Origin of the sequence: Enterobacter sp. Bisph1, assembly GCF_000814905.1 — a bacterium.
GTDB lineage: Bacteria > Pseudomonadota > Gammaproteobacteria > Enterobacterales > Enterobacteriaceae > Kosakonia.
In genome coordinates this window covers 43,476-59,201 of the sequence record NZ_JXAG01000021.1, presented here as the reverse complement: position 1 = coordinate 59,201, position 15,726 = coordinate 43,476, and the positions used below count along the sequence as shown (strand labels likewise).

16 protein-coding genes and 1 pseudogene are annotated in these 15,726 nt (G+C 48.6%); 9 read left to right on the top strand and 8 right to left on the bottom strand.

Features of this window, described 5'->3' with window-relative positions; translation table 11 throughout:
* The first annotated feature begins 145 nt into the window (after positions 1-145).
* The 4 genes from RW65_RS02015 (at position 146) to RW65_RS02000 (ending at position 2,684) form a co-directional block, all read left to right on the top strand.
* A complete protein-coding gene (locus RW65_RS02015) occupies positions 146-922 on the top strand; it encodes an isocitrate lyase/PEP mutase family protein (protein ID WP_039054978.1) in 777 nt (258 codons plus the stop codon).
* On the top strand, positions 906-1,964 hold the full coding sequence (locus RW65_RS02010; RefSeq protein ID WP_039054977.1) for a bifunctional transcriptional activator/DNA repair enzyme AdaA: 1,059 nt from the start codon (positions 906-908) through the stop codon (positions 1,962-1,964). The genes RW65_RS02015 and RW65_RS02010 overlap by 17 nt, the downstream gene beginning before the upstream one ends.
* A gap of 123 nt (positions 1,965-2,087) precedes the next feature.
* Positions 2,088-2,321 carry a type II toxin-antitoxin system Phd/YefM family antitoxin gene (locus RW65_RS02005; protein WP_039054976.1) on the top strand — a complete coding sequence of 78 codons (234 nt, stop codon included), beginning with the start codon at positions 2,088-2,090 and terminating at the stop codon, positions 2,319-2,321.
* Positions 2,322-2,351: 30 nt separating this feature from the next.
* Entirely contained in the window at positions 2,352-2,684 is a 333-nt protein-coding gene (locus RW65_RS02000; RefSeq protein WP_039054975.1) for a type II toxin-antitoxin system RelE/ParE family toxin, read from the top strand.
* 91 nt (positions 2,685-2,775) lie between these two features.
* On the opposite strand, the gene RW65_RS01995 is transcribed toward RW65_RS02000, so the two are convergent.
* The 3 genes from RW65_RS01995 to RW65_RS01985 form a co-directional block, all read right to left on the bottom strand.
* Positions 2,776-3,381, bottom strand: coding sequence for a hypothetical protein (locus tag RW65_RS01995; protein WP_052250257.1), 606 nt, complete (start codon positions 3,379-3,381; stop codon positions 2,776-2,778).
* Between the two features lie 299 nt (positions 3,382-3,680).
* Positions 3,681-4,979 carry a PQQ-dependent sugar dehydrogenase gene (locus RW65_RS01990; protein ID WP_039054974.1) on the bottom strand — a complete coding sequence of 433 codons (1,299 nt, stop codon included), beginning with the start codon at positions 4,977-4,979 and terminating at the stop codon, positions 3,681-3,683.
* Positions 4,966-5,412, bottom strand: a complete 447-nt coding sequence (locus RW65_RS01985) for a DUF2231 domain-containing protein (protein WP_039054973.1) — start codon at positions 5,410-5,412, stop codon at positions 4,966-4,968. The genes RW65_RS01990 and RW65_RS01985 overlap by 14 nt, the downstream gene beginning before the upstream one ends.
* A gap of 291 nt (positions 5,413-5,703) precedes the next feature.
* On the opposite strand from RW65_RS01985, the gene RW65_RS01980 reads away from it, so the two are divergent.
* The 3 genes from RW65_RS01980 (at position 5,704) to RW65_RS01970 (ending at position 7,874) form a co-directional block, all read left to right on the top strand.
* Entirely contained in the window at positions 5,704-5,901 is a 198-nt protein-coding gene (locus RW65_RS01980) for a hypothetical protein (RefSeq protein ID WP_039054972.1), read from the top strand.
* A gap of 2 nt (positions 5,902-5,903) precedes the next feature.
* Positions 5,904-6,677, top strand: a complete 774-nt coding sequence (locus RW65_RS01975; protein ID WP_039054971.1) for a hypothetical protein — start codon at positions 5,904-5,906, stop codon at positions 6,675-6,677.
* Between the two features lie 333 nt (positions 6,678-7,010).
* A complete protein-coding gene (locus tag RW65_RS01970; RefSeq protein ID WP_039054970.1) occupies positions 7,011-7,874 on the top strand; it encodes a hypothetical protein in 864 nt (287 codons plus the stop codon).
* Positions 7,875-8,103: 229 nt separating this feature from the next.
* Here RW65_RS01970 and RW65_RS01965 read toward each other — a convergent pair whose 3' ends face one another.
* The 4 genes and pseudogenes from RW65_RS01965 to RW65_RS23130 form a co-directional block, all read right to left on the bottom strand.
* Positions 8,104-9,642 (bottom strand): methyl-accepting chemotaxis protein, encoded by a 1,539-nt coding sequence (locus RW65_RS01965; protein WP_039054969.1) that lies wholly within the window; start codon positions 9,640-9,642, stop codon positions 8,104-8,106.
* Between the two features lie 424 nt (positions 9,643-10,066).
* On the bottom strand, positions 10,067-10,639 hold the full coding sequence (locus RW65_RS01960) for a DUF1349 domain-containing protein (RefSeq protein WP_039054968.1): 573 nt from the start codon (positions 10,637-10,639) through the stop codon (positions 10,067-10,069).
* Positions 10,640-11,055: 416 nt separating this feature from the next.
* Positions 11,056-11,910, bottom strand: coding sequence for a colanic acid biosynthesis glycosyltransferase WcaA (gene wcaA / locus RW65_RS01955; protein WP_231564348.1), 855 nt, complete (start codon positions 11,908-11,910; stop codon positions 11,056-11,058).
* Positions 11,911-11,955: 45 nt separating this feature from the next.
* Positions 11,956-12,261, bottom strand: a pseudogene (locus RW65_RS23130) (pentapeptide repeat-containing protein); the annotation flags it as partial.
* A gap of 436 nt (positions 12,262-12,697) precedes the next feature.
* Here RW65_RS23130 and RW65_RS01950 point away from each other — a divergent pair.
* A complete protein-coding gene (locus RW65_RS01950; RefSeq protein WP_039054967.1) occupies positions 12,698-13,858 on the top strand; it encodes a pyridoxal phosphate-dependent aminotransferase in 1,161 nt (386 codons plus the stop codon).
* A gap of 29 nt (positions 13,859-13,887) precedes the next feature.
* Here RW65_RS01950 and dsbG read toward each other — a convergent pair whose 3' ends face one another.
* Positions 13,888-14,634, bottom strand: coding sequence for a thiol:disulfide interchange protein DsbG (gene dsbG / locus RW65_RS01945; protein WP_039054966.1), 747 nt, complete (start codon positions 14,632-14,634; stop codon positions 13,888-13,890).
* A gap of 367 nt (positions 14,635-15,001) precedes the next feature.
* Between dsbG and ahpC the strand changes: the two genes are divergently transcribed.
* A complete protein-coding gene (ahpC, locus tag RW65_RS01940) occupies positions 15,002-15,565 on the top strand; it encodes an alkyl hydroperoxide reductase subunit C (RefSeq protein WP_015965404.1) in 564 nt (187 codons plus the stop codon).
* Positions 15,566-15,726 lie beyond the last annotated feature (161 nt).

Genomic DNA, 15,726 nt, shown 5'->3' with positions numbered 1-15,726 from the left:
GGCTGCCAATCATCCTCCAAAAGCAACGATCTCCAGTCTCGCTTATCAGCTCCGAATAGTATCAAAAATGGTCGTCCGATTTTCGGTTGTGACTATTTAGTCGAATATTCAAGATGACGCCTTAATCTGATTAGAGGCGTTAACGATGAATTTTGCGAAGCAGCACGACCAAAATAACCCCTTACTTATTGCGAACGTCTGGGATGCGGCAAGTGCCGTCGCCGCACAAAAAGCGGGTTACCAGGCATTAGGCACCTCAAGTGCGGCAATTGCTGCAATTTTAGGTTATGAAGATGACCAAAGTTTGTCGTTTGATGAATTGCTTTATATCGTCAGACGGATCAAAGCCGTCACTAACCTGCCTTTAAGTGTGGATATGGAAGCGGGATATGGGGATTCTGCGGCTGAGATAACGGCAAATCTTATCCGTCTCGTTGAGCTTAACGTTGTGGGTGTTAATCTTGAAGACAGCAGAGTCGTTGATCGCGTCAGAAAGCTTGATAATGCAGAAGCATTTGCCAATAAATTAAAGATGATTCGCACAGCACTGGATAGAGAGGGATCCACCTTATTTCTCAATATACGCACTGACACCTATCTGTTAAATCATGAGCAGGCTTTAGAAGAGACGTTGCTGCGCGGCGAACGTTATAAAGCAGCCGGTGCTGATGGTCTTTTTGTGCCCGGCCTGACGGCTGAACAAGAGATGGCAATCATTTCCCGCCATGTCGGCCTGCCGTTAAATGTTATGTGCATGCCGGATCTCCCTTCGTTTGCCCGACTCAAACATGCTGGCGTAAGCCGGATTTCTATGGGCAACTTTGTCCACTGTGCTGTACAGAGGACGTTTGAAAACTTTATGCTCGCTATCCAATCACAACAGACATTCGCAGGAGTTTTTAGTGATGAAAGTTCTCAATGACGAGTTGTGCAATGTCTGGTATCAGGCTCTCCTGGAACGCTCTGCGGAATACACGGGCGTATTTTATGTCGGCGTTAAAACAACGGGCGTATTTTGTATTTCTATATGCCGGGCGCGAAAACCCAAACGCGACAATGTCGAATTTTATAAAGATTTCAAATCCGCACTGAATGCCGGCTTTCGCCCGTGTAAAGTTTGCAAACCGACTGAAAATGCCCATAGCGCGCCTTTAATAATTGAACAGGCGCTTGCGCTGGTGCAGGCCAATCCCAAATCCCGCATCAGTGACACAGCGCTACGTGAACAGGGCATCAGTCCTGAGCGGGTTCGGCGCTGGTTTTTACAACATCACGGTATGACCTTCCAGACCTTTCAACGTATGCAGCGGGTAAATGTTGCGCTTCAGGAGCTTAAGGGCGGGCGTACGGCGACAGATACGGCGTTTGATAATGGCTATGAATCATTAAGCGGTTTTGGCTATACCTTCAAGCGTCTTACCGGTGTTGCGCCGAGTCAGCAAACCCGCGTGATTTTAATTCACCGATTTACCACGACGTTGGGTCCGATGCTGGTTTGCGCCACGGATAGGGGTGTTTGCCTGCTGGAGTTTACCGATCGGCGAATGCTGGAAAGAGAATTTCACGACATTCAGCGTTTATATAAAGCCAGAATAATGGCTGGGGGAAATAGTCATACCCGGCAGGCGGAAAAAGAGATCGGTGAGTACTTTGCCGGACAGCGCCAGCAATTTGATCTCACTGTTGATGCACCAGGTTCAGATTTCCAGCGTTCTGTATGGCAGAGGCTACGTGAGGTGCCATTTGGCAAGACATCAACGTATCAAGCGCTAGCCGGGCTTACGGGAAAACCAGACGCTGTGCGGGCTGTAGCGGCGGCAAACGGTGCCAACCGTATCGCCATTGTTATACCTTGTCATCGAATAATCGGTAAAAACGGCGCCATGACAGGCTACGGCGGCGGCGTGGCACGAAAAGAGTGGCTGATTGAACATGAACGGAAATGGCGTCGAGAACATGAATAAGCAAGCGTACAGTTTGATGACTCATTTTTTACCCTGGACGGGTAGCATAGCGTCTTGTTGATAGTCTAAATAAAGGCTATATTTGGACCGATACATCAATCAGGACTCATACGTGGACGCATCATGAAAGTAGAAACCATCAGCTACGTTAAAAAAAACGCAGCAACGCTTGATCTATCAGAACCGATCCTCGTCACGCAAAACGGTGTACCTGCTTACGTTATAGAGTCTTATCAGCAGCAGCAGGAGCGAGAAAACGCCATTGCATTGCTGAAGCTTCTCACGCTTTCAGAGAAAGATAAGGCTGATGGCCGCGTTTTCTCAAAAGACCAGTTGCTGGATGGGCTTGCGGATTAACACACGGAAAACTCAACGTTAGGGACGTCTATGGAGCAGCGGGTTACTTTCGAATACACGCTCACAGTTAAACACTGCATCAATACCATAGCGGGTTATCTGCGTAGTGTTGATGTCGAACCGCGCCCGGTTATCGCCGATATACTTTCGCAATTTGAGCGTACCGTTGGTCAATTTCCGCTGGGATGCCAGCTCTGCCCTGAGCTGTTAAAAATTGGATGTGCAAAATATCGGGAGTATAACCACGCTGAGGGTTACAGAGTTTTATATTCTGTAGACGGGGCGCTGGTGACAGCACATGCGATCTTGTCACACCGCCAGGATATTCAGCAGCTGTTGTTTTCGCGTCTGATATTGGCTTGAGTTTCTTCCACCCGTCGGTATTTTATAAACATTGAATAAGCTGCGGTGTAAAACAACCATAGCGCCAGTCGTTCAATGTAAACGAATGCGGTTAACGTTTTAACCCAGCCATCTGGCGAGCTTCTATCTTCAACTGCTTGCGCCAAACCCGATTATGTAATGTCAGGGCTATTGAGCGGTAAAAAACCGAGGAATTCATCCACGTTATATTCAGATAAAAGAATATCAGCCCTAAAACAGACGTTATCTGCGGCGTATAATTATCTACATCGCCGAATAAGAATGTAAACCAGCTCGAAACAAAAAAGATAATCGCTATCATGCCTGTCAGTATAATAACAGTCAGATGTAACTTATAACCGGTCCAGGAGCCGCGCGCAGTGAGTAACATCGTGCTCATAACCACCACACAATACACAGCTGCCGCCAGGAATACCCCCATTAGCACTTTATACTCCGGTAGATCTAACCAGCGAAACAGCAGCATCCAGACAGAAACCTGCGGCATGGCATAGCAAAATATGGACAGTATCATGCTGATAGCCAATGGAATACCTGTCATCTTTATCCCTACGGGCGCGCCGAGTCGACTTTTTAGCCGCTCTTTAAGCCTCTCAAACTGTAAGGGATCGTCGGTTACTATTTTCCTTGTAATGACAGCGCTTAACGCAAGGCTCTTTTTAATATATTTCATCATGACCGGGTCAATAACTTCCTGTTAATGAGAACGACTGAATCAAGCCAAAACTGATGTTGGTCGTGGTTTTCTACTCCCACCTGCATCAGTTATCACAGTATTACTGAGCAGGAGCAAATACAGCACCGCTAAGACATTATCCCTGCTGATGCTGCGCATAGTGGCGCAGCACCGCGGTAAAAGGCTGAGTTCGCGTATCGGGATGCAGCGCAATCGCTGCCTGCAACCGGCTATCCATCGTTGTTACCCGCTAAAAGTAGGTGACAATGTTATAGAGCAGGTAACAGGCAGCGACAAGCCTACCGCGCGCTGATGCGCCAAATGATGTTAGCGGCATCATCGGCAATAAGTACGCCGCCTTGTTGATCCATCTCCAGCCCAACCGGCAAGCCGCGCACCTGTTTTTGATCGTCAGTGAGAAAACCCGTCACGACCGGCTGCGGTTGTCCCACCGGTTTACCGTTTTCGAATTTCACCCATACCACCTGGTAGCCATTCAGTGGCGAGCGGTTCCAGCTACCGTGCTCGCTGATAAACGCGCCGCCGCGATATTGCGGCATGTTATCGCCGGTGTAAAACAGCAGCCCGAGCGGTGCGACGTGAGAGCTAAGGGCGTAATCCGGTTTAATCGCTTGCGCCACTAAGTCCGGGCGCGGAGGCTTAACGCGTTCGTCCACATGCTGCCCAAAGTAGCTATAGGGCCAGCCGTAGAAGCCTTTCTCTTTGACTGATGTCAGGTAGTCCGGCACCAGATCGGAGCCGATCTCGTCGCGTTCGTTAACCACCGCCCACAGCGCACCGCTTTGTGGCTCCCATTGTAGCCCCGTTGGGTTACGCAGCCCGCTGGCATAAATGCGACTTGCGCCGCTGGCGGCATCCACTTCCAGCACCGCCGCACGGCGATATTCTGCGCCGATACCATTTTCGGTGATGTTGCTGTTGGAGCCGACGCCGACGTACAGTTTGCTGCCGTCGGGGCTGGCGAGCAGAGATTTCGTCCAGTGGTGGTTGATTGGCCCGCCGGGCAGCTCCGTCACTATCTCACCCGGTGCGCTGATGCTCGTTTCCCCCTGTTGATAAGGAAATTTCATCAGGCTGTCGGCATTAGCGACCCACAGTGTATTGCCGATTAGCTGCACACCGAACGGTGAATGCAGATCTTTAATAAAGGTATGTTTCCGCCATTTGCCACCAACGTTACGCAGCAGAGTGATACGGTTTCCGCCGGACCCGCCTTTCCCGGACGCTTTTTGTACTACTCCCATAACCAGTTGCTTTGGTCGCGTCGTGGGTTTGGCGGGTGCGTTGGCTTCCGCTACCAGGATGTCGTTATTCGGCAAAACGTAAAGCTGGCGCGGATGCAGCAACCCGTCTGCCACTTTTTCAATTTTTAACCCTTGTGGCACCTTCGGCGTTTCACCCTCTTTCCACGCCACGCTTTCCGGCACCTGCATCGGTGGTGAGAGGAAATTTTGCGCTTTCGGCAGTTCAGGATTGGCACCAACCTGTTTCATCGGGTCGATGTTTGCACCTTGATCGCAGGCGCTGAGCAGAACGCTGAGCACGGCGGCGCTCAATAAGCGATTACGCATTGTCATTGTTTTTTTCTCCTGACCACAGACGCGTGCGCATGGCGAGTTGCACATGGGCAATCAGCAGCAAAACCACTACCCCCGTTGAGAGGATCACGCCAAGGGGCACCACCGCCCAGGCATCCCGGCTGTGGACAAAGGCGTCAACAATCGCCACTACGATAGCCACCAGCCAGAGCCAGAAAGCGATTTTTTCCGCGCGGCTTACGTAATGGCGCTGCGTTATCCACACCTGTACCAGATTGATTATACGGGGAAGAATAGCCAGCAGCAGACCGAAAGCGATCAACCAGCTCGCCGCGTCGGTCCACATGATTTGCGCGGTTTTGATGTACAGAATATCGAAGATCCACGCCGCAACAAAAAAGCCCAGCGGCAACGGGTTGAAAAGTTCGTAAACCGCCAGCGCGGTGCGTGATGGCGCATAAAGAGTTTGCATCGATCTTACCTTTCAAAAGAGACAAACGGGATGTGACCACGCGAGAAGTCACAGGATTTGCTTGTTAAAGGGTAGACCGCTTACCTTAAATTAAATTAATTTTCCTTATCAGTTTCGTTTGTTCACCTTTTTACCGGTGTCCCTAAAGCGGCACGGGAAGCGCCTGCACGCATCGCTGAATAGAGGAAGGAAAAGTGAGAACCGGTAAGAAAAGGCGCAAAGGATTAAGAATCGGGATGAAAATCGCCACAGACAGCGAGGGGTTTCTATACTTGGCTGCGGAGGTAATCAATGAAAAAAATGTTGTTTGCATTATTCGCCAGCCCAAACAGGCTGTTAGAGGTGATGAGCCACAGTGAAATTCAGGACGCGATTGAAGATGGCGATCGTATTGTTGTTGATGCCGATGGGAACACCTCGGTGAATATTCGCTGCAAATACGTGCAAGAAGATTTTAAACGCCACGTTGATACCCTAAAGAGGGCCTGACCATGGGAACGGCAATCTTTATGGTGTTGATGGTCAGCGGCTACTGGTACACCTCGCACGATCTCTCGACCCGCTTTAAATTCAAACGCAGCTTCGGCTGGGATGTCTATTTTCTGGTGGCGCTGTACGGCTGCGTCTTTGTCCTGCAGGGGATTCTGGCGACGGCGCTGCTGTGGCTGTGCTTGCTTATCGCCTCAGCGGTGATGAACGCCTGGCCGGCGGTGTTCGGCCCTGAACAGCACCACCTGCATATGAGCTTTATGAACTGGAGCTTTTTGGGCATCCAGGCACCGGTAGTGATCATGCTTTTCTTCGCCATCATGCTGTGTCTGTGGCGATCAAACTGGTCCGGCAGCGCCCGGCTGGACAGCACCGGCCGTCGTGAGTTGTACAAGCATCTTTCCCGTGCTAATGGGGTAGAAGGGCTGATTTACCAGTGTATGGAGAAGGGCGATCTGGCGTGGATCACCCTTAAATCCCAGCGCATCTATATCGGCATGATCCACACCGCCACCTTTGATAGCGGTGATGCCAATAATATCGTGCTGATCCCGATGCTCAGCGGCTACCGCGATAGCACGACTCTCGATCTGCGCGTGGAGCACAATTACAGCGCCTGGTACGATGCGCATGATATCGATCTTGCCTCCGAACCCCGCTCAGCGCTGGACTTTCGCAAAGTGCTATTACTCTCGCAGGTGGAAAGTTTGTCGCTGTTCGATCCGGCGCAGGTGCTGGCGATGGGGATTAATCGGCAGATTGATAACCCGGAATAAACGCGTGGGGCGGCCAGATCCATTTTTAGCGTGCTACGGTTTGAAGCCTGCCGCACTCATGTCGATAAAGCTGCCCTATATCTGAGCCAAAGCGTCTTACCGCTGGCCTCGCAAAAAAAACGCACGGCACCGCAATTTCTATCCGCGCTTTATGCCTGCGTCGCGGCATGTTTGTTGTTTTCTATATATCCTATATTATATTTTAATTTATCTCATTTCCTTGCGTTTCACATTGTTTCATTTTGTTTATTTTACGCGATATCGAAAACTTGCGGCTTAAGTTCGCGTGTTTTTTGCGAACGAATTTTACAATTACAAAAAGGGATATACCGTATGAATAAAATTTTAGATCGGTTCTTTAACCAGAGAAAGGTTCCAAATATAACGCCAACGCCAACGCCAGTGACAACGTCAAGGTGGGCTGGACAGGAAATACCTACGCGTATTTTTTCATCACCCCCGCATGAGGCTTTGCAGAGTTGGGCAGAAATACGAGAGGGTACTTTAACTCTCAAGGCAAACCTGAGCCCGGGAATATCCGATCATAATAACCATATAGCAAAAGATAAGCTGGTATTAGCCCATGCTATTCGGCCTGCTTATTACGATTTCACGCCGTTGGGAATACATAATATAGAGCATTTACTGTACAATTGGGACGTGGTCAGCACTTCGCTTATTAAGTTAAATCCTAGCAATGACAACGATTTCCATCAAATCTCAGATCTTGCTGTCATTTTATCCGTACCTCCTCAAAATATTATTGGCACACTCACCCGCGATGCCTGGTTTCCAAATGGGATAGGGGCGCAATGGCAGGATCCGGAAAATTTCGACTCGAGAAAATTAACAGAAGCTTACTTCTTTGGACAACACAAAGCTACGCAAGACGCGGCTATACAAAGAATGCTTCAAGAAACAATAAACGGAACTTATTCAAGATTATTATCCGTTGATGAACTATTACAGCAACGTAATCGCGATATCTATAATGAAGTGCTGGTTTTAGGTAAAAAAGGGGTTAATACCTATGCAAACGATCGTACAGTACGCTATAAACCGACAAGATATTTAAAGGTGTGTGCTATTTATTATAGAGTCAGAGCAGAGAGTACCGAAGATGCAAATAGACGGACCAGTGCCTTTTTATATAGGATTACACATAATAATCCGGGTATTCCAATAATAATGGGGTAAAACCGGCATATCGCGAAAAATAAAAAACAAAACTATAAAGGCAATTATACTATTTCAGAATAGTGGTGTATCTACTATTTAGACATTCAATGCCTGTCATATTCTTTGTGAAAAAACAAACCCTGAATGAAAGGTTAAACCATTTTAAAGAGCCGATAACCGAAGAGTTAATGAAGGAGGAACATGTCAGGCAAGCGGCAGGGGAGCACGCTTGCCTGACAGAGAAGAATTACAAGCGGAACGCATTCACTTCAGTCATCAGCTTACCGGCCTGATGGCTAAGAGAGTTAGCCGCTGTTGCCATCTCTTCCACCATGGCAGCGTTCTGCTGCAGGTTACCTTCCATCTGGCTAACCGCCACGTTAACCTGATCGATACCGTGACTCTGCTCGGTCGACGAGTTATTCACCTGATTAATCAGCACCGTGGTTTCGTCAACGGATCCGAGGGCTTCATTCATCCGCGTGGTGACGTTTGCCGCGTAGCTCACGCCCTGGCCGACGTTCTTAATGGCTTCATCAATCAGGCCGCGAATATCGCGGGCCGCGACGGATGAGCGCTGCGACAGCGAGCGTACTTCGCCAGCGACCACCGCAAAGCCTTTGCCTTGTTCACCGGCGCGGGCGGCTTCAACCGCTGCGTTAAGTGCCAGAATATTAGTCTGGAAGGCGATACCGTCGATAATGTCGGTTATTTCAGAGATTTTGGCCGACGATGCCGCGATATCATCAATGGACTTTTGCAGAGAACTCAATTCGCGATGGCTTTCGTTAACCATGGTCTGAACACGGCCAATAAAGGTGTTCGCTTCTTTCGCGTTGTCCATATTGTGTTTAACCGTGGCCGACAGTTGGTTCATGCTGGCGGCGGTCTGTTCCAGCGATGACGCCTGCGACTCGGTACGCGATGAGAGATCGTCATTGCTTTTGGCGATTTCACTGGCGGCAACATCCACTTCATTACTGGCATCTTTCACGCTGCTTAATACCTCGCGGATTTTATCCATCAAGTTATTAAAGCTGCTGGCGGTTGCGCCCAGTTCGTCTTTTTTATGCAGATCCACTTTAACGGTTAAATCGAGGGTGCTGCTGATATTCCCCATACTATTTTGCAAGTTTTTTAAGCCTTTGCTCAAATAGCTGAGGATAGCCGAGGAAAATACGCCAATTAAGACGACTAAAAAGATGATCGTGCCGACCATTAACCAGAAGGTATTTACGTACTGCGTATGGTTATTCTCAGCGTAGGTCCTGGCGATTTTATAATTATTCGCCAGCATCGCCTTTAAAGAGGCGCTCAAGATAACCGAAGCATTCGCGGTAGCGCCACCGTCCGAAACCATTTTTCGTGCCGCTTCAACGCCCTGACTGTGGTACGTCGCGATCATGTCATCAATTCTTTGTAGATAAACATCAAAGGCGTCTTGAGTCTGCTTCAGTAATTCAGCATCGGTCTCATTACTGATTAAATTTTCACGATAATTTTTAAATATCGCATTAGTTTTATTGAGTTCATCCTTCACCGTGACGATATGTTTATCGAAAACCGCATCGTCACCGCTTAGCAAAGACATTAAGTTCTGGCGGCGAGCCTCTTCACGGTGCTGCACGGCCTCACTGAGTTGACTGATACTTTGCAAGCTATTATTAACTACAAAATCAAAGCGTTCTTGCGCTTTATCTAAGGCTCTGAGGCTTAGAACACCAAGTAAGATCATGGCAATAAGCGTAATGGCAAAAACAAAGAGCAATTTTTTTAAAATGGTCATAACGGCCTCAGGTACTTTCCATTTCCAGTGTGAACTCTATTTTTATCGGCGACTAAAGGGAAACCTTCATGATGATTTTCATAAAAAGAGATCTTAATTTTATTTTTCACTTGGCACGTTATAGATAATTAAAAATTATCATATATATCAGGCGCTAAGATTATCCTTAAAATGGATGCCAATTATTCTTTGTATGATATATTGTGACGGAGTTAATAATATATGCTGTATCCAAAAATTATTCGGCAGCTTTATTAGTAAAGTGGAAATGTTATTTTCTGTGCAACGATTTACTCATTCAAATGATCAGCACACTTCTGAGAAACAGCTGAAAGGTTTCAATGGCTACTTTTTCGATTATTGCCGCAGGCGGCAACCGAACTAAAAAAGTATCGGTCGATTATCTAACGCAGGCGGCACAGGGCTAACTCAGATCGTGCAGATCTTTCTCCAGTAACGGTGTAAGGGCAATTTCTGAAAAACTCACTTCCAGCCCGCTTCGCTCCGGCGTGCAGCACATCATACCCACGGCGCAGCGCGGATGGGGGAAATGACACAATCGCAACAATGGCCATCTACAACCGTCAGTAGAGTATTGCAGCCGAAGTGCGTCGCCTTTGCGGCTCAGGCGCAGCCAGAAGTCAGCCGCGTCACCGGGAAATATCCCGGTAGCCCAGTCGGAATGACCTTGTGTTAACACGCTGCCAATGGCGGGCGCGCCATCGTTAAATTCGATACCGGCTTTCAGCCAATTCTGCGCGTCGGCTACCAGTAAAATGCCTGCCTGATCGTACAGCTCGGAGAAGCGCGCCTGAATGCGCACCTGAAAGGTAAAGTCTCCCGTCACGTCGTGCACAAAACCATGACCGCTGAAGCGCTCAAACCCGTACCAGGTTTTACGCCAAAAATCGGTGTGACCGTCGGTGACCACGTCGACTTTGTCACGCGCTTTGCGCCACTGCTGCGGCTCATTAATCCAGTAGAATTCATCCGGCATGATTTACTCCATTAGGGCTGGTGGCTTAAGCAGTGTTGTCTGTGGTGGGGGATATTGCCAGCGTGTGGAAATAATTCTGCCAGTTTCAGTAGGTCGTGGCAGAGTAAAGAGCCTGGTACATTTGGCCAGAGTGGTGGTACTGGAATTTGCTTTAAAAGCAATTTGCTCCGGATGTGGCAGGATCATATTCCGACCACGATAATTTGAAACAGAAAGCCATTATATGGGTTATCCTGAAATCGTTATGACGCGCTATCTTCCGCGTTGGCACAAAGCGGACGAGCTAAGTGAGCTGAAAGTCCGCTTAGAGCGAAGAGCAGGCGCTAGCCATTGAGTGGCGTGTCTTACGATTTTAATCTCAAATAGGACAGCACTATCATCGAGCATAGCGCAAACCCTTCATCAAAATTGACGAATTAGAACTTTCTTTTACTAAAACTGGAATACATCATCATATATCTTTTTAAATTGCGAAGTGTCATAAGTTTCATCATTGTACGTAAGCTCATGCTTTTGTTACGGATATAATAAAGCGTGAAAAGCTGATATTTCTTACTCGAAGAATCGAGTTTGGATTTATGTTTTCGATAGAAATCCAGATAGCCTGCGAACTTTCGCCCTGAACATGTTATTCGAACTTCACCATGATTGACATAAAGCACTTGGGTAATGTCGTCCAGTTTGAATGGATCTCCGTATATTTCAGCCAGCCGATAAAAAGCATCATAATCCTGCGCTGCACTCAGTTTCTCATCAAACAACGTCTTACGTAGTCTGTCGGTTAAAGTCAGCATTTGATTACCGATTATATTTCTTTTATCAAACAGGCTCTTTTTGTATGCGGGTTTGGGATAGTTCTTCAATTCACTTATATTTTGATAACCGCTGCTGTCGCATAGGTAATCATTGGCATACAAAAATGCGTGAGTCTCAAGCTTGTACTGATATGCAACAAACGACGAAAGACGCGTAGGAAGCCATTCGTCATCATCATCCAGGCCTGTGATCAAATAGCCTTTGGCCATTTTTATGGCCTGATTTCGTACAGCGCAGGCACCCGAATTAAATTCATTGCGAATGTATGTTATACGTGGATCTCTAAGTTCAGCAACAAATGCCTTCAGCGTCTCAAAAGAAGAGGAAAAATCATCAATAATGATAAGTTCCCAATGAGCATAATCTTGTTTAATAACAGACTTTATAGCCCGAATTGTCAGCGCTTCTCGATTCCATGTCGGCATGTATACAGTGATAAGAGGTGTAGTGGTCAACGTAGCCTCCGGCACGGAATCATCATCTATCAATGCACCAGTAAAACTTGCGGCTTCGATATTACTTCTAGAGAAGTCAACACCTGTGCAAACAGCATGATCGAAGATAGCCCCTTCTGTTTTGCAATTACTGATATTAGCCCCCTTAAGTCTGGCAAATGATAAATCAGCGCCACTTAGATCACTGAAAGAAAGGTCACTTCCGGATAAATTGATATTTCTCAAATTGAGCCTCCGGAGATCCATAAAACGCAGGTCAGCGCCTGCAAGATCTGAATAATAACTAAAAGTTTTTAAAGAATTACTGTGATATTTCAGCAGTTTTCTTTGAATTATTTTTTTGTTGTTCATGTTTTCTTTTGCTTACAGTAAGCACATACAACAAACCAGATGCGCAGTAAATCACTCTTGGAGTTGTTCAGCAATCAGACACATTAATTTTAGGAAATATACCATTATACTTACCAACATATGGTTACACCTGTACACAACTTTGATACCAAAAGTGTTAAATCTCTTCACAAATTGAGCGAGAAAGTCAAATTCAGTTTACTTACAGGCAGTTGTAAACCTGTATACGTTCGCTTCTGGCACTTAGCTGCCATAGTGCAAACAAGCATCTCAGGGATATTTTGACTCTCAATAAAGGTGCTTTTTTACTTTGCCTTGAACCCGTACGCAGCCACCTTTGCCCATAAAGCAGTTCGCTCTTTTCATTCAGCCGCCGTCAGAGCTAGCATCATGTTATTGTGCTAACAACACGCATATAACTAGCAGGCTGAGAACAATGAGCGATAACCCACTGATTCCAAAAAGTAAATTCCCGTCCCTCGGCACGACGATCTTCACGCAGATGAGCGCGCTGGCAGAGCAGCATCAGGCGATTAACCTGTCACAGGGTTTTCCGGATTTCGATGGGCCGCGTTATTTGCAGGAGCGATTAGCGTTTCACGTGGCGCAGGGGGCGAATCAGTACGCGCCGATGATCGGCGTGCAGGCGCTGCGCGAAGCGATTGCCGATAAAACCGCGGAACTGTACGGTCACAAACCGGACGTTAATAGCGATATCACCGTTACGGCCGGGGCGACGGAAGCATTGTATGCGGCGATCACCGCGCTGGTGCGTCAGGGCGATGAAGTGATCTGTTTTGATCCGAGTTACGACAGTTACGCGCCGGCGGTAGAGCTAGCCGGTGGCGTATTAAAGCGCATTGCCCTGCAGCCGCCGCATTTTCATGTCGACTGGCAGGCTTTTGCCGGGTTTCTGAGCGAGCGCACGCGACTGGTAATTTTGAATACGCCGCACAACCCGTCGGCAACCGTCTGGCGCAAAGCCGATTTCGCTGCGCTATGGCAGGCGATTGCCGAGCGCGAAATTTATCTGCTCAGTGATGAAGTGTATGAACATATCTGTTTTAGCGAAGAGGGGCACGCCAGCGTGCTGGCACATCCACAATTACGTGAGCGGGCGGTAGCGGTTTCGTCATTCGGCAAAACCTACCATATGACCGGCTGGAAAGTGGGTTACTGCGTGGCACCCGCTGCCATTAGCGCAGAGCTGCGTAAGGTGCATCAATATCTGACGTTCTCGGTAAATACCCCGGCGCAGCTGGCGCTGGCGGATATGTTGCGCGCCGAGCCGGAGCATTACCGTGAATTAGCGCAGTTTTACCGCGCGCGCCGCGATGTGCTGGTGAATGCGTTACATCCCAGCAAGCTTGAAATTTTGCCCTGCGAAGGCACCTATTTTCTGCTGGCGGATTACAGCGCCGTTTCCGATCTCGATGATGTGCGCTTTTGCCAGTGGCTAACGAAAGAGATAGGCGTGGCGGCGATCCCGCTGTCGGTGTTCTGCGCCGATCCCTTCCCGCATAAGCTTATCCGCCTGTGCTTTGCGAAGCAGGAATCGACGCTGCTGGCGGCGGCCGAGCGCCTGTGTAAATTATAGCGTGGTCGGCGGTGCTGCCTGCGCCGCCGTTATTTCTCGCCCATAATGGTTTTCATTTTTTCGCCATCGGGCAAACCGACTTCCTGCTGCAATACATTCTCTTCATTCATATAGTAAATAGCGGGCGTGGCATTCGCGCCGAGTTCGTCCATGATTTTCTGATGCATATTGAGCGTTTTGGCTATTTCCGGCGGCACGCTGGTGGGCAGCGTCAGCGCCATTTTGCCATTGGATTGCTCATAGTCATGCCAGCTTTGCGCCGGATCTTTAGCGCTCATAATCGCTGCCGCTGCGGCCGGGCTTTCCGGTTTGATAATGCCCACCAGCAGGGTGCGAATTTGTACTTTGCCGGACTCCACCCACGGGCGCGCCTGCTGCCAGAACTGTTTGCAGTACGGGCAATAGGGATCGGCAAACACGTATACCACGCGCGGCGCGGTTTTTTTGCCGTCCAGCAGCCAGTCGGCTTTTTCCATCCGCTGCCATAGCGCGCGGCCGGCCGGGGCGTAGATGTCTTTAGCAATCATTTTTTCACTCAGGTTCGTGCCCGCCTCATCGTACATATAGCCGGAGATGGCGTGTTTACCGTCCGGCGTGACATAAATAGTCACGCCCATTTCCTGATATTTTCCCAGATAGCCTTTCATGCCGCCCGGCGCGTCGAAGGATTTGATAATAGTAATGCCTTGTTTTTCTATCGCTTTCACCGGCGCAGGCAGCTCTTCGGCATGCAGGGTCAGCGGGAGGAGGGTCAACATTAACAAGCGCTTAAACATAAAAATCCTTATTAATTCAATGGGTAAATTGAGACTTAGAGCAAACCTATCGCAGCCATTGGTAAGATCGCAGGGAAAAACATTGTCGCCGCTCGTCAGCAGTGGTGTAATCAAAACCGCTTATTGACTTTTGGCTGATGAGCGCAAAACATAGCCAGCGTGCTGGCGCTGAAGTTACCCGCGGGTATTTCAGGTATCGAGGCCACCCGTCGCGGTGGCCTTTTTGCTTTTGGCGATTAAGCCGTTCACAAGGTTGCACGTTGCGGGTTGTTAGCTAACGCTTATTGATTTGATAAAGCAAATGCATTGGCTCTGACGATCGAAGTTCGTTACCTTACACCTCAACGAAAACACGGAGGAAGTATAGATGTCCTTAATTAATACCAAGATTAAACCTTTCAAAAACCAGGCGTTCAAAAACGGTGAGTTCATCGAAGTAACCGAGAAAGATACCGAAGGCCGCTGGAGCGTTTTCTTCTTCTACCCGGCTGACTTCACCTTCGTATGCCCGACTGAACTGGGCGACGTGGCTGACCACTACGAAGAGCTGCAGAAACTGGGCGTGGATGTTTACTCTGTTTCTACCGATACCCACTTTACCCATAAAGCATGGCACAGCAGCTCCGAAACCATTGCGAAAATCAAATACGCAATGATCGGCGACCCGACTGGCGCCCTGACCCGTAACTTCGAAAACATGCGTGAAGATGAAGGCCTGGCCGACCGTGCTACCTTCGTTGTTGACCCGCAGGGCATCATCCAGGCTATCGAAGTCACCGCTGAAGGCATCGGCCGCGACGCATCTGACCTGCTGCGTAAAATCAAAGCGGCTCAGTACGTGGCTTCTCACCCAGGTGAAGTGTGCCCGGCTAAGTGGAAAGAGGGTGAAGCGACTCTGGCTCCGTCCCTCGACCTGGTCGGCAAAATCTAAAATTCACTGCGTCTTTCGCGCTCCGGGGGCGTTGGCTGCGCTTAATCACCCCGGTCACTTACTTATGTAAGCTCCCGGGGATTCTTAAGCTTGCCGCCTTCCCGGAACACGAAATACTGGCGAATTTAGCCAAACGGGTGCTTCGGTGCCCGTTTCATTCC

Bases quoted from the DNA above. Each gene is read 5' to 3' on its own strand.
- RW65_RS02015 (WP_039054978.1), top strand. From the start codon at position 146: ATGAATTTTGCGAAGCAGCACGACCAAAATAACCCCTTACTTATTGCG.
- RW65_RS02010 (WP_039054977.1), top strand. From the start codon at position 906: ATGAAAGTTCTCAATGACGAGTTGTGCAATGTCTGGTATCAGGCTCTC.
- RW65_RS02005 (WP_039054976.1), top strand. From the start codon at position 2,088: ATGAAAGTAGAAACCATCAGCTACGTTAAAAAAAACGCAGCAACGCTT.
- RW65_RS02000 (WP_039054975.1), top strand. From the start codon at position 2,352: ATGGAGCAGCGGGTTACTTTCGAATACACGCTCACAGTTAAACACTGC.
- RW65_RS01995 (WP_052250257.1), bottom strand. From the start codon at position 3,381: ATGATGAAATATATTAAAAAGAGCCTTGCGTTAAGCGCTGTCATTACA.
- RW65_RS01990 (WP_039054974.1), bottom strand. From the start codon at position 4,979: ATGACAATGCGTAATCGCTTATTGAGCGCCGCCGTGCTCAGCGTTCTG.
- RW65_RS01985 (WP_039054973.1), bottom strand. From the start codon at position 5,412: ATGCAAACTCTTTATGCGCCATCACGCACCGCGCTGGCGGTTTACGAA.
- RW65_RS01980 (WP_039054972.1), top strand. From the start codon at position 5,704: ATGAAAAAAATGTTGTTTGCATTATTCGCCAGCCCAAACAGGCTGTTA.
- RW65_RS01975 (WP_039054971.1), top strand. From the start codon at position 5,904: ATGGGAACGGCAATCTTTATGGTGTTGATGGTCAGCGGCTACTGGTAC.
- RW65_RS01970 (WP_039054970.1), top strand. From the start codon at position 7,011: ATGAATAAAATTTTAGATCGGTTCTTTAACCAGAGAAAGGTTCCAAAT.
- RW65_RS01965 (WP_039054969.1), bottom strand. From the start codon at position 9,642: ATGACCATTTTAAAAAAATTGCTCTTTGTTTTTGCCATTACGCTTATT.
- RW65_RS01960 (WP_039054968.1), bottom strand. From the start codon at position 10,639: ATGCCGGATGAATTCTACTGGATTAATGAGCCGCAGCAGTGGCGCAAA.
- RW65_RS01950 (WP_039054967.1), top strand. From the start codon at position 12,698: ATGAGCGATAACCCACTGATTCCAAAAAGTAAATTCCCGTCCCTCGGC.
- dsbG (WP_039054966.1), bottom strand. From the start codon at position 14,634: ATGTTTAAGCGCTTGTTAATGTTGACCCTCCTCCCGCTGACCCTGCAT.
- ahpC (WP_015965404.1), top strand. From the start codon at position 15,002: ATGTCCTTAATTAATACCAAGATTAAACCTTTCAAAAACCAGGCGTTC.